We start from the raw sequence: 12,018 nt of genomic DNA on the forward strand, positions 1-12,018 counted from the left end.
CCCCTTTAGGTAGCTGAGTCCGTCGAGCGCACGTCCCCTCCACTGTGCCCCGCGCGGTCGAACCACGGCAGGATAGTCCGGTCGCCGGTGACCCACCGACCGTCCACCCGACGCTCGGCGATCCGCCAGCCGTCGCCGGTGTGGCTCAGCAGATCACGATAGGACGCGGCGACCTCGACCCGAGACGAACGCGCTCCCTCGCCACCGCGTGCGACCAGGGTGGCGCGAACGTGGCTGCGCACGCGCACCTGGCCGTCGTCGCCGGCCCGGCCGGACACGCTGCCGAGCAGATGCTGGGTCGTGCGGAGATCGCGATGGAGTTCGGCCATCACGTCCGCGACCTCAGCCCCGCCGCGGCAGCGAAACGCGCCGTAGTCGGCGACGGCGTCCGGGAGGAACAGCACGCGGAGTTCGTCGTACGCCTCGTCGTCGATCGCCCAACAGTAGCGGGCCAGTAACTCGGCAGCCACGGCGGTCGCGCGCACGTCGTCGAGAGGGCGCGGCTCAGCGGTCATCGGTGGCCCCGTTCTCCGACCGAGGGGCCGGATAGTCGGCGCCCTCGAACCACGCCTCGAGTTCCGCCTTCCGTGCGGCGTCGACGATCTCGATCAGCGGACCACTGGGCAACCGGTGGTATGCGAATCGGAATGCCTGCCCGCTGCCGTCGTCGGAGGTGAGCACCCTGGGGAATCCGTCGGCCTCGAGTTTCGCGGACGTGGCGGCGAAATCCTCGGCCCACACACCGACATGGTGCGCGCCGCCGGGGCCGAAGGACACGGACGGCGCCTCCCAGATCGTGCCCGGTACGGGTTCCAGCAACTCCAGTCGCGGCGAACCGCCCTGGGAATAAGCGAACCGCAGGTTCGCCGTCACCGGCCCTTCGGGTGTCGTCACCGGTATCTCGTGTTGCTCGACGTCGGTCCAGGTCACGCCGAAGACGGCGGTCAGGTCGCGTCGCGCGGCGTCGAGATCGGGCACGACGAATCCCGTGTGGTAGATGTCGGCGATGTTCAGCAACACGTTCTCCTCTCCGGAAACCGGCGGTCAGCCGCCGATGTAGGACATCTCCACTCGTGGTCCGCGCAGGCCCTCCTCGCCCCGCAGTTCGGACGCGCGATCGGACCGTCCCGCCCAATGCCGCGCCAGCACCGCGTACAACTCCTCGTCGGTCGCGCCACCGCGTAGCAGAGCGCGCAGGTCGAGTCCTCGCGCGGCGAAGAGGCACGTGTACAGCTCACCGACAGCGGAGACGCGGGCGCGGGTGCAGGTCTGACAGAACGGTGCCGTGACGGAGGCGATGATCCCGATCTCGCCGCCGCCGTCGCGGTAGCGGAACCGGGTCGCGACCTCGCCCGCCACCTCGGGCGCGACCTCCGCCAGTGGCCACAGTGCGTCGACCCGTTCCCGGACCTCGTGCGCGGGAACGACCTTGTCGCGGACCCAGCCGTTGGTGGTGCCGACGTCCATGTACTCGATGAAGCGCAGCCGGACACCCTCGTCGCGGGCCCACGCCGCGAGCTCCTCGATCTGATGGTCGTTGACGCCGCGCTGAACGACGGTGTTGACCTTGACGCCGAGCCCGGCCTCCCGCGCGGCGGTGATGCCGTCCAGCACGGCCGAAAGGGCCACCGGCGTGTCGGCCATCGCGCGAAAGGTCCTCTCGTCGAGCGCGTCGAGGCTGACGGTGACGCGGTGCAGACCATTGCGCGCGAGCACGGCGGCGTGTTTCGGCAGCAACACCCCGTTGGTCGTCATGGCGAGATCCGCGAACCCGGACAGCATCGCGACGAGGTCGGGAAGACCGCCGCGCAGCAACGGTTCCCCTCCGGTCAGCCGGACCTTGCGCACACCGCCGCGCCGGAAGACGCCGAGCAGGCGGGTGATCTCCTCGAAGCTCAGCAGTTCGGAACGCGGCAGGAAGGCGTGGCCGGCTCCGAACAATTCGCGGGGCATGCAGTAGCGGCACCGGAAATTGCACCGATCGGTAACCGACAATCGCACGTCGGTCAGCGGACGGCCGAGGCGGTCGCGCAGCGGGCCCGCATCGAGACGCTCTTCCATCACGGGACCTTCCCACATTTTGACAACCGTTCGTTTGGTAGGTTAGGCAAGGAGCGGAACTCGGAGCAAGCCCCCCATCGGGAGGAACGCCGCATGGACGCCACGACGGCACATTTCCAGGTCGCTCCCGAGTACCGTGATCGCGCGCCCGGTACCGAAAACAGCGTCCCACCGGCGTGGTTCTCGGCTGCCCTGCGACGCGAGCGGCGCACGGGCGAGGTGCGAGTGGACGGCGTCCCGATCCGGTTCCTGTCCTGGGGTGACCCGCGCGAGCCCGCCACGATCCTGGTGCACGGAGGAGCGGCGCACGCCATGTGGTGGGCGCCGGTCGCGGCGCGGCTCGACGGCCACGTCGTCGCACTCGACCTTTCCGGGCACGGCCGCAGCGGGCACCGGCCCGGCTACTCGATCGAGCACTGGGCGAAGGAGATCATCGCGGTCGCGCGGAGCGTGTCGGGCGGCCCCGCCACGATCGTCGCGCACTCGCTCGGCGGCATCGTGGCCTCGCACGCCATGTCCCACACCGGCCTCGGCGCCCGGTTCCACAGGGTGGTTCTCCTCGACGCTCCGGTGTGGCCGGACGCGCCCGCGCCCGAGAAACCGTTGTCGGACAGGGAGGTCCGGCCGCACAGGAGCTACGCCACCGCGGCGGAGGCACTCGGGCGGTTCCGCCTGGTTCCCTCGCAGCCGTGCGCCAACGACTTCTACGTCGAGCACATCGCGTGGCACAGCCTCGCTCCTTTCGAGGAGGGCTGGCGGTGGCGTTTCGACCCCCGGATCTTCGCCGACCCGGACGGCGATCACCGGATCACCAGGTTCGAAGGCGACCTCGACCGCGCGAAAAGCCCGTTCGCGGTGGTCATGGGCGAGCGATCGTACCTTTCGCACGGCGCGAGGGCGGCCTTGGCGAACCGGCCCGGCACACCACTGTGCTTCGTGCCGGACGCGGCCCACCACGTAATGCTGGACCAGCCCCTCGCCCTTCTCGCCGTGATACGGGATCTGCTCGGCTCCTGGCCGTGACCGATGCTCAGATCCCGGCACCGCTGAGGTCGTCCCGCTTCGGACGGGCGCGCACGTCCTCCACCGCGGTCACAATCTGTTCCAGCGCGAGAATGAGGAAACCCGCGAACACGGCGAGCCTGGCCGGCCACATGGGAAGCCGGACCAGACCGAGCTTGTACTCACCGGTGTCGAGCGCGGCGGCGAGCACCTCCCAGGATGCCAGCGCGAGCAGCACCGCGACGAACGCGGCGCCGATCCCGCCCACCATCCGCACGATCTGGTAGGTACGCCCCCGCAACTTGTCCAGCACGGACGTCATGGAGACATGCCGCCGCTGCCGTTCCGCCTCACCCAGCGCGAAGAACGCCGTCAGCGCCATCGCCAGTTCGACGTACTCGACAACGCCCGGCACCTCGGGTTTGCCGAGTTCGCGCAGCACGAAGTTGTAGACGACGAGCAGCATGATGAAGACCATGCCCGCGATGGAGACCACGGCCAGGCTTCGGGAAAGGGCGTGGATCGTCGCGGCGAGACCGCGACCGACGGTACCGAGGAAACCGCGGACGTTCATTCGGTCAGTCCCATCTGGCTCGGAATGAAGGTGACAATCGCGGGAAAGACGAACATCAGGATCACGACGATGATGTCCAGCCGCACGTACCAGAGCACGCCCTTGAAAGCGGTGCTCAGCTCGACGTCCTTGCGGATCCCGGCGACGACGAACGCGTTGAGCCCCAACGGCGGGGTGAGCAGCCCGATCTCGATCAGCTTCACGAACAGCAATCCGAACCAGATCCCGTCCATCCCGAGTTCGGTGACGACCGGGTAGGTCAGCGGCACCATGATCAGCAGGATCGACGTGGGATCGAGGAACATGCCCAGCGGGATGAGCAACAGCAGGATGAGCGCGACGATCAGCCACGCGGGCACCGGAAGTCCGGTCAGGCCGTCGGCGATCAGTTGTGGCGCCCCGGCGGCGACCAAGAACGAGGAAAAGATCGCGCCACCGATGAGAAGCGCGAAGACCATCCCGTTGAGACTGACCGCCGCGCTGAGCGAACCCCAGAGACTCCTGCCCATCTCCCTGGGCCTGCGCAGGTGCTCGACGATCACCATCAGCATGGCGACGAACGCGCCGACCGCGGCAGCCTCCACCGCCGTGAAGAAGCCGGAGTACATACCGCCGATGATGATCACGAACAGCAGGCCGATGCGGAAAAGGCTGTAGGCGCCGGAAAGCAGGGCGGGCCGGTTGCTGAGCGGCAGCACGTCTTCGGCTCCCCTGCCGAACAGTTCGGGCTTGCGCTTGGCACGGATCATGATGGAGATGCCGTACACGACCGCGGTGACGACACCGGGCCCGATGCCCGCCATCAGCAGTGCGCCGATGGACTCGCCGGTGAGCACGCCGTAGATCACCAGCGGCACACTCGGCGGGATCAGCACACCCAGGGTTCCCGCCGCGCCGACCACACCGGCGGCCACGTGCATGGCGTACCCGGCCTTGCGCATCTCGGTGATCGCGAGGTTCCCGATCGACACCACGGTGGCGATACTCGAACCGCTGACCGCGGCGAAACAGGCGCACGCCGTGAGGGTGGCGACCGCGAGACCACCGGGGAGGCTGCGGAGGAACCAGCCCAGCACACGATAGGCGCCCTCGGCCAGGTTCGCCCGCTCGGCCGCGTTGCCCAGCAACACGAACATCGGGATGACCAGCAGCGTGAACTTCGAGGCGCTGCTGATCGGCAGCGCGCCCAGCGTCGCCATCCCCACGTCCGGGCCGCTGATCAGGTAGTAGCCGGCGAACCCGGCGAAGGTGAGTGCCAGCGCGATGCGCATACCCGAGAACAGGCACGCCGCGAGAATCGCGATGACCACCAGGAAAAGCTCAGTGGTTCCCATGGGACACAGGCCCTTTCGTCGACCCGGACATCCACAGTGGACGTATGGTCAGTTTCGGCCGCAGGTCGTGAGGCCCTCGGTGTAGGAGGAGGCGCCGGTGTGCTCGCGCAAGGAGTCGGTGTAGGCGCGCCAGACCTTCTCGACGTCACCGGGGTCGACGGACGTCGCCGCCTCGTCCTTCCACACCCCTGGCGCGAGCCGCTGGGTCGCGTCAGCGATCCTGGCCTCGTCGGCCTCGCTCCAGCGCACGATCGTGCCGCCGGAGTCGAGGAACTTCTCGCAGGCCTGCCGGTCGTACTTGGTCATCAGCTGGTCCGACTTGGCGTACCACTCACCTTTGAGTTCCTCGATCGTGTCCTTCACGTCGCCGGACAACCGGTCGTAGGCGAGCTTGCTGATCGCGAAGATCGCGCCACCGTTCTCGCCGACGTCGGGCGCCATGTACTTCGCCACGTCGGTGATGCCGTTGGCGACCTGGGTGTCCATCGGATACGTGACACCGTCGACGATGCCGCGTTCCACGGACTCGTACACCTCTTCCGAGGCCTGGAAGGTCGGCTCCGCGCCGAGTTCCTGCCACACCACCGACGACGGCCGCGCGGGAATCCGGATCTTGAGACCGGCCACATCGGACAGTGACTTCACCGGGGAGTTGAACGCGACCGCGGAGGCGTTGTTCGGCAGGAACCCGATCAGTTCGAGGTCCTGTCGCGCGAGTTCGTCGCGGAAGGCCTCGACGTTGTCCGCGAGATCCTGGAGCGCCCGCAGGCGCGCGGCCTGGTCAGCGTGCGCGATCGGCACCATGTTGATGTTGTTGAGCGGGAGTTCCGCTGGAAAGTAGGCGGGAATCACGTTGCCCGCCTCCGCGCGGCCCTGCTTGAGCCCCGGCAGCGTGTCCGTGCCCGAGAGGAGGCCGCCGCCGAAGGTGACCTCGGTGCGCACCTTCCCGTCCGTACGCTTCTCCAGCTCGTCCATGAACCACTGGATGAGATCGGACTGCGAGCCACCCGGCGGCAGCACCTGCGCGGCCCGCAGCTGGACCGGCCCGCCCGCGTTGGACGCGATGCCAGCGCAGGCGCTCGTCGCCATCACGACCGCGACGAGACCGGCGAGGAGCCGGGAGATCCGGCTGGTCCTGGTGCGCGTCATTGCGCCTCCTCTGGATGTGCGTAGCTCGTGTCCGGCGTCGGCCGACAGAATTCCACCAACCGGTTGGTCAATTAACGCCAACAGGGGTTGTGGTGTCAAGCACACTCGTTAGGGGAAATCGTGACTCGCGTCACACAATCGACATGACGTTGAAGTCCTTTGTGGACTAAAACTCAGAGCGAATAGCCGCCGTCGACGTCAATCCACTGCCCGGTGACGTAGCGGGCGTCGTCGCAGGCCAGGAAACACACCGCGGCCGCGATGTCGGCGGCCTTGCCGAACGCGGCCAGCGGGATCCGGCTCCGCGCGGTCTCCAGATGCTCGGGGCGGATGTCGCCACTCGCCATCAGAGCCTGGGTCATTCCCTCGTCGAGAATGCCCACGCCGACGGCGTTGGCGCGGACGCCGTAACGCCCTTCCTCGGCCGCCACCGCCTTCACCACCGCCTCGTTGGCCGCCTTCGGCCCGCTCGAGAGCACGTCGCGCAAGACAAACCGTCTATTCGCGACAGTGGCGACCACGACCACCGAACCGCGTGACTCCCGCAGCGCGGGCAACGCGGCACTGATCACCGCGAACGTGCCGCCCGCGTCGATCCGCAGCTGCTCGTTGTACTGCTCGGGGGCAAGCGTGCTCGCCCATGCCTGGTAGTTGGTCGGCGAGGCAGCCAGCACCACGGTGTGAAGCCCGCCGTGCCGTCTGACCGCCTCCCCCACCACACTCCGAACCTGTTCGGTGTCACCGAGATCGAGCCCTACCGCGACCCCGTCCCTGCCCGTTTCCTTCACGAGCGCGGCGGTCTCCGTCGCGGCTGAGGCGTTGCCAGCGTAGGTCACCGTGACGTCGGCGCCGAGCCCGGCGAGCCGTGTCGCCACCGCCCTGCCGATCGCGCCGCTGCCGCCGACGACGAGGCAACCGCCCCGCCGTCCTCCGAACGCGTCCTCGGTCATCACACCGGCACCGACACCGGCGCGTCACGCGCGGGCGCCTCGGGTGCGTCACCGGCACGGATCCGGCACCGCGCGCCCCGCAACGGCTGGTCGCCGGCGAAACTCGACAACTCGGGAGCGCCGGGGGTAATGGCATTCGCGTTGGAAACCCAGACGCCGGACAGGTGCGGTTCGTACTGCCGCTCATCGGGATTCCACCAGTAGCCGTCCGGATTCACCGTGTCCCGCCGCAGGGATTCGTCGAACCGGGCTCGCTGCCGGATCGCGCCCTCCGGCCGTTCGATGATCATCCACTCGCCATCGGCGACCCCGTACTTCGCTGCCGTGTCCGGATGGACGTCGCACAGCGGTTCGGGGTGGATCCGGCGCAGCCGCGCGCTCTGGCGCAGGTTCGACGCCGTGAGCTCACGGACCCTGCTGCCGGGGATCATCTGCAACGGGTACTCCTCCTCCGGCGCGTCCGGAATCGAGTACGGCGGCCCGGTGTAGACCGGTCGCGCCTCGATCCCGAATCGCTCGAACAAACTCGGCACCAGCTCGACCTTTCCCGAGGGAGTGGCGAATCCGCGTTCCCGGTACTTGTAGAACACCGGTTTGATGAAGCGGTGGTTGACCTCGCCGTCGGCCCACTCACGATAGGACTTCCCCGACGGTTCGAGGAAACGGTCGAACATCCCCTCGACGGTCTCCGGCCAGTAGCCGGGGTCGTCGGAGAGCCTGCGGCCCAGTTCGGCCCAGAGGTCGTAGTCGTTCCTGCGCTCGCCGAGGGGCGTGGAAACCTGCTGTCCCACCACGAAGAAGTTGCCGATGCCCCAGTGGGCGGACAGGTCGGCGCGCTCCATGAAGTCGGCGGCGGGCAGCACGTAGTCGGACAGCTGCGCCGTCGGCGTCATCCACATGTCCATCGTGACGAGCAGTTCCAGGTTGTCGCTCGTGAACGCCTCGTACGCGTCCCTGCCCGCGCCCATGGACAGCAGCGGTTCCCCGCACTGCACGAGGATCGCCTTCACCGGATAGGGATCCTGCCTGGTGACGGCGCGGTATATCGCGGGCTGGCTGGCGAAGAGGACGTAGGCGGTGCCGGTGTGGCCCTGCGGGTAGACCTTCGCGGTGGCGTCCCGGAACGCCTGGTATCCGGTGATCGAGGTGATCGGGTTCTCGTGCGCGTTGACGCTTTCCCTGGTGCGCAACGGATGATCGACCAGCTTCTCGAAGTTGATGTTGGGAAGCCAGGAGAACGTGTCCGGGTCGTAGGGGTTGCCGAGCGGCTCACCGCCCGGCCGGTCCAGGTTGCCGGAGATCGCCCGCAGGATGGACCTTCCCAGCACCGCGGAACGGGAGGCACCCTCGCCGAGTTGCGTCGCCGCGACCCCGAACGACAGGCGCGCGGGCCCCAGCGTGGCGTACATGTGGGCCGCCGTCACGACGTCGTCGGCTGGAACGCCGGTGATCTCCTCGGTACGTTCGGGAGTCCACTTCGCGGCCTCGGCCTCGACCTCGTCGAAGCCGGTGCACCACTGCTCGACGAACTCCTTGTCGTAGATGCCGTCCCGGATCATCACGTGGATCATGCCGAGCGCGAGGGCACCGTCGGTCCTCGGGCGGACCGGAAGGTGGAGGTCCGCGCGCTGCGCCGTTTTGGTGCGGCGCGGGTCGACGACGATGAGCTTGGCGCCAGCCGCCTGGCACTGGCGCAGCCGTTCGAACGACGGCGGCGAGGACTCCGCGGGGTTGGAGCCCCAGATGACGATGCACTTGGTCTTGCCGGGGTAGTAGCTCTGGTACACGGTGTCCCAGCCGTAGACCGAGATCTCGGCGATGTACTCGCTGACACCGCAGTTGCGGCCCTGGCTGACGAAGTTGGGGGTGCCGAAGTCGGCGGCCCAGCGCCAGCTGGCCCAGTCACCGGGGGTCTTGTGCGTGCCACCGAGAGTGGCCACGGACTCCGGGCCGTCCTTCTCCCGCAGCTCGCGCAGCTTCTCGGCGATCTCGTCCATCGCCTGTTCCCAGGAAATCCGCTCCCATTTGCCCTCGCCGCGCTTGCCAACGCGCTTGAGCGGGAAGTTCAGCCGGTCGTCATGCTGGTGGATCTCGATCGCCGTTGTGCCCTTGATGCAGAGTTTGCCGTTGGCCACCGGGTTCTCGCGGTCCCCGTCGAACGCCTGCGGATGTCCCTCGCCATCGACGTGGAACAGCATGCCGCAGTGCTGCGGGCACAAGGTACAGAACGTCCGGCGGACGTCGGATCCGTCCGCGAAGTTGAGCTTGGCCAAGGCTACGCTCCCATCATACCTACCAATCGTTTGGTGTATTTAACCTACCTCGCCATGACGCGACTCACAAGGGGTCCCCGTTTGTCCACAGTGGAAAGCCTGCCGGACGGCCGGTGTCACGTCCTCAAGCGCGTGGGGTCAGATGAACGGTGGGTCTGACAGACCCGAACTTGGCACTTGCGAGGCCGAGGGAGCCCGAGAGGGCTCGGACAGGACGACAGAGGTGACACTCGTCGACATCAACGGTCAGGCGGCTCCGCCGTCCAGCGGCCGGAAGAGTCTCGGCATCACTCGACACCATCCGGCACGGCCGGGTTTCGGACTCTGAACCAGCGGGTCGGGGTTCGAGTCCCTGATGGCGCACCCTCATTCCAGGTCAGAGACCCGGAGTGGTTTGTTTTGAGGACTCGGTTTCATCTTGGCCGGGCCGAGAACCGACAGAACCGCGACCCGAGTGCCCAACCAGGTCACTCGGTGAACCAATCCCCGAATGTTGTGCCGCTCCACCGAAGTCACGCCGGCCTCGAAGAGCTACCGCGCTCGGCCCCTGGTCGACCGGATCGAGCCCGGCCGACCAGGACGACGCGAGCTACCTCCTCGGGACCTTGCCCTCCGTGATCAACGCGGCCTGCATCAATGCTCGGCAGTAGCCGGTGTCATACAACTCTCCGGCATGTCCACCACCGCCGACGTCGGCGTACTGGCCGCCGATTTCGTCGTGCTTGCGGTCGTAATCAAGCGCCCGCGGGTGCTCGGCGAGGATTCCGTACCGATAGTCGTGTCGAACCAATTCGCGCATGAAGGCGAACATGTCCACTTGGCCGTTGTCCGGAAAGACTTCCGCGTACTTGACGTAGGGCTTTTCGACCAAGACATTACGAAAATGTACGTGGTTGATGCAGTCGCGCTTACCCATGTACCGAACGACTTCAAGCGGGTCCTCACCGATCTCGGTCGTGACACCTGGGTCCACGGTCATACCATTCGATGGACTCGGAACCGAATTGACAAGTCGTTTCCAGTCGTCGAACGTCGCCAATATTTGCGGGTTACCACGGCTAATCGGCGCAGGCGGATCGTTCGGGTGAACAGCCAAACGGACGCCAGCGGCTTCCGCGACCGGAACCACCGCACGCAAGAAATATTCGAGATTGTCCCAGAGTTGTTCGCGAGTATAGGCTTCGACACCTTCGGGCCGAGGCAAGTCCTTGACCGGAACCCCGTCGACATCGAGCTCGTAGTCAAATCCCGTGTAACCGGCGCCACCACGCCCGATTACTTCGTGGTACCCCTCGCTGAGCCGGTGGACGTACCAGTTGTACTCCACGACAGGAATACCAGCACGCCCTGCGGCACGAATCGATTGTTTTACCTCATTGATTTTCTCGTCACGCCCGGGGAGGCCGAGGACCGCGCTTTCGGGAGCACTGAACAGGACGCCCAGCAGTCCCATTCCCATTTTTTCAAGCCGTTTCACGTCGGCACGCAGGTCCGCGGCGGTCCACGGCAGCGGCAGCGGGTTCGTGACAAGGGCGTGGTCGACTCCCGCTTGACGCCAACGGCGCACCGTCTCCTCGGTTGGCGTTCGGGAGAACCATTGACACAGCTTAGGAGTGTTGGGGCCTTCGAGTACGGGCCACTTGACGGCCCGAATCGGGCCACGTGGAGGAGTGCCGTTGCTTGCCGTCTCAGCGGATGCCGTGGCCCCATTCGCGCCGAGACCAACGGCGGAGATTGCGGCTAGCGAGGCGCTGGTCCTCAGGAAATTTCTGCGATTATTTGCCACGTTGAGCAGCCTTTCCACGGGTTACTACTTCCGCGCAATTGAGGACCTCGATACTCGACCTGCACAGGATTTCGACTCACCGCACATCTTCGAGCACGAATCTCGAATTCAGGACAGATTTAAATAGTCGTTCGCAAATCGACCAAACAAGAGCCGGCGAACCGGACTTCATTTGCGATCTGGTCTCATTCCCGACCATATCCGTTCCACAGCGCAAACGTTAGCCCATGGATTATCATTTAAAATGTGATCATGTTCACGAACCCCGGGGTTGCCGGAGCGCACCGTGGAAGTTATGGAGCGCATTCCGGAATGGGGTTTCAAGCAGGTAACGATACGGAGCGTGCATTCGAATTCACGAAGTGTTCGCGCGACGTTACCGCCGTAACCAGAAATGCCCCCGGAGGTTCCGCGTTACGGACACCCGAAATACTCGGCACGCTACGCTGTGCCCGCATGCGAACACGCTCGGACACCGCCCCGCGCACAGGCGCCAGCCGTCAGGAACGCTCGCGGGCCTTGAGCCGTGCTGCCTCTTTGCGCACCTCGGCCTGAGTGGCGCGCTCGCGCCGCAACCATTCGGGGCTCTCCGCCTTCAACGCCTCCACCTGTTCGGTGGTGAGGGGGTCGGTGATTCCGCCACGGGCGAGACCGCCGATGGAAATACCCAGCTTCGCGGCGATGACCGGGCGCGGGTGCGGGCCGTTGCGACGTAGGTCCCGCAACCACTCTGGCGGATCCGCCTGGAGCGCATTCAGCTCGTCGCGCGAGACGACACCGGCCCGGAACTGGGCAGGAGTGGCTTCGAGATACACACCCAGCTTCTTTGCCGCGGTCACGGGCTTCATCGTCTGGGGAGTCTTGTGCGACGTCATGACATCAAGGGTAA

The 12,018-nt window shown here is 66.5% G+C and carries 11 protein-coding genes; 1 reads left to right on the top strand and 10 read right to left on the bottom strand.

All coding sequences use genetic code 11. From position 1 onward, the window contains the following. Window positions 1-5: 5 nt before the first annotated feature. Genes BAY61_RS24895 through moaA form a run of 3 tightly spaced genes read right to left on the bottom strand, consistent with a single transcriptional unit; the run spans window position 6 to window position 2,061 of the window. The gene (locus tag BAY61_RS24895; RefSeq protein WP_091807099.1) at window positions 6-515 is read right to left on the bottom strand and encodes a nuclear transport factor 2 family protein; all 510 of its coding nucleotides are present in this window, start codon (window positions 513-515) and stop codon (window positions 6-8) included. Next, entirely contained in the window at window positions 505-1,020 is a 516-nt protein-coding gene (locus BAY61_RS24900) for a VOC family protein (protein WP_091807098.1), read from the bottom strand. The genes BAY61_RS24895 and BAY61_RS24900 overlap by 11 nt, the downstream gene beginning before the upstream one ends. A 24-nt stretch (window positions 1,021-1,044) precedes the next feature. After that, window positions 1,045-2,061 (bottom strand): GTP 3',8-cyclase MoaA, encoded by a 1,017-nt coding sequence (gene moaA, locus BAY61_RS24905; RefSeq protein WP_091807483.1) that lies wholly within the window; start codon window positions 2,059-2,061, stop codon window positions 1,045-1,047. A 93-nt stretch (window positions 2,062-2,154) separates the two neighbouring features. Between moaA and BAY61_RS24910 the strand changes: the two genes are divergently transcribed. Continuing rightward, the gene (locus tag BAY61_RS24910; RefSeq protein ID WP_091807096.1) at window positions 2,155-3,084 is read left to right on the top strand and encodes an alpha/beta fold hydrolase; all 930 of its coding nucleotides are present in this window, start codon (window positions 2,155-2,157) and stop codon (window positions 3,082-3,084) included. A gap of 7 nt (window positions 3,085-3,091) precedes the next feature. Here the strand turns inward: BAY61_RS24910 and BAY61_RS24915 are convergent, their stop codons facing one another. From BAY61_RS24915 to BAY61_RS24945, 7 genes are all read right to left on the bottom strand, one after another. Further along, window positions 3,092-3,637 (bottom strand): TRAP transporter small permease, encoded by a 546-nt coding sequence (locus BAY61_RS24915; protein WP_091807095.1) that lies wholly within the window; start codon window positions 3,635-3,637, stop codon window positions 3,092-3,094. Then, window positions 3,634-4,971, bottom strand: a complete 1,338-nt coding sequence (locus BAY61_RS24920) for a TRAP transporter large permease (protein ID WP_091807093.1) — start codon at window positions 4,969-4,971, stop codon at window positions 3,634-3,636. The genes BAY61_RS24915 and BAY61_RS24920 overlap by 4 nt, the downstream gene beginning before the upstream one ends. A gap of 48 nt (window positions 4,972-5,019) precedes the next feature. Beyond that, window positions 5,020-6,120 carry a TRAP transporter substrate-binding protein DctP gene (gene dctP, locus BAY61_RS24925; RefSeq protein ID WP_091807091.1) on the bottom strand — a complete coding sequence of 367 codons (1,101 nt, stop codon included), beginning with the start codon at window positions 6,118-6,120 and terminating at the stop codon, window positions 5,020-5,022. A 173-nt stretch (window positions 6,121-6,293) separates the two neighbouring features. Then, entirely contained in the window at window positions 6,294-7,070 is a 777-nt protein-coding gene (locus BAY61_RS24930) for an SDR family NAD(P)-dependent oxidoreductase (protein WP_091807080.1), read from the bottom strand. Continuing rightward, window positions 7,070-9,343, bottom strand: coding sequence for a molybdopterin-containing oxidoreductase family protein (locus BAY61_RS24935; protein ID WP_245865412.1), 2,274 nt, complete (start codon window positions 9,341-9,343; stop codon window positions 7,070-7,072). The genes BAY61_RS24930 and BAY61_RS24935 overlap by 1 nt, the downstream gene beginning before the upstream one ends. A 589-nt stretch (window positions 9,344-9,932) precedes the next feature. Continuing rightward, window positions 9,933-11,147, bottom strand: coding sequence for a mannonate dehydratase (locus BAY61_RS24940; protein ID WP_091807076.1), 1,215 nt, complete (start codon window positions 11,145-11,147; stop codon window positions 9,933-9,935). A gap of 482 nt (window positions 11,148-11,629) precedes the next feature. Beyond that, the gene (locus BAY61_RS24945) at window positions 11,630-12,004 is read right to left on the bottom strand and encodes a DUF5997 family protein (protein WP_211323598.1); all 375 of its coding nucleotides are present in this window, start codon (window positions 12,002-12,004) and stop codon (window positions 11,630-11,632) included. Window positions 12,005-12,018: the final 14 nt, after the last annotated feature.

The sequence above is a fragment of the Prauserella marina genome, from assembly GCF_002240355.1.
GTDB classification, from domain to species: Bacteria; Actinomycetota; Actinomycetes; order Mycobacteriales; family Pseudonocardiaceae; genus Prauserella_A; species Prauserella_A marina.

Coding starts and splice junctions, on each gene's coding strand:
- BAY61_RS24920 (WP_091807093.1), bottom strand. CDS start 4,971: ATGGGAACCACTGAGCTTTTCCTGGTGGTCATCGCGATTCTCGCGGCG.
- BAY61_RS24930 (WP_091807080.1), bottom strand. CDS start 7,070: ATGACCGAGGACGCGTTCGGAGGACGGCGGGGCGGTTGCCTCGTCGTC.
- BAY61_RS24945 (WP_211323598.1), bottom strand. CDS start 12,004: ATGACGTCGCACAAGACTCCCCAGACGATGAAGCCCGTGACCGCGGCA.
- BAY61_RS24915 (WP_091807095.1), bottom strand. CDS start 3,637: ATGAACGTCCGCGGTTTCCTCGGTACCGTCGGTCGCGGTCTCGCCGCG.
- BAY61_RS24895 (WP_091807099.1), bottom strand. CDS start 515: ATGACCGCTGAGCCGCGCCCTCTCGACGACGTGCGCGCGACCGCCGTG.
- BAY61_RS24910 (WP_091807096.1), top strand. CDS start 2,155: ATGGACGCCACGACGGCACATTTCCAGGTCGCTCCCGAGTACCGTGAT.
- dctP (WP_091807091.1), bottom strand. CDS start 6,120: ATGACGCGCACCAGGACCAGCCGGATCTCCCGGCTCCTCGCCGGTCTC.
- moaA (WP_091807483.1), bottom strand. CDS start 2,061: ATGGAAGAGCGTCTCGATGCGGGCCCGCTGCGCGACCGCCTCGGCCGT.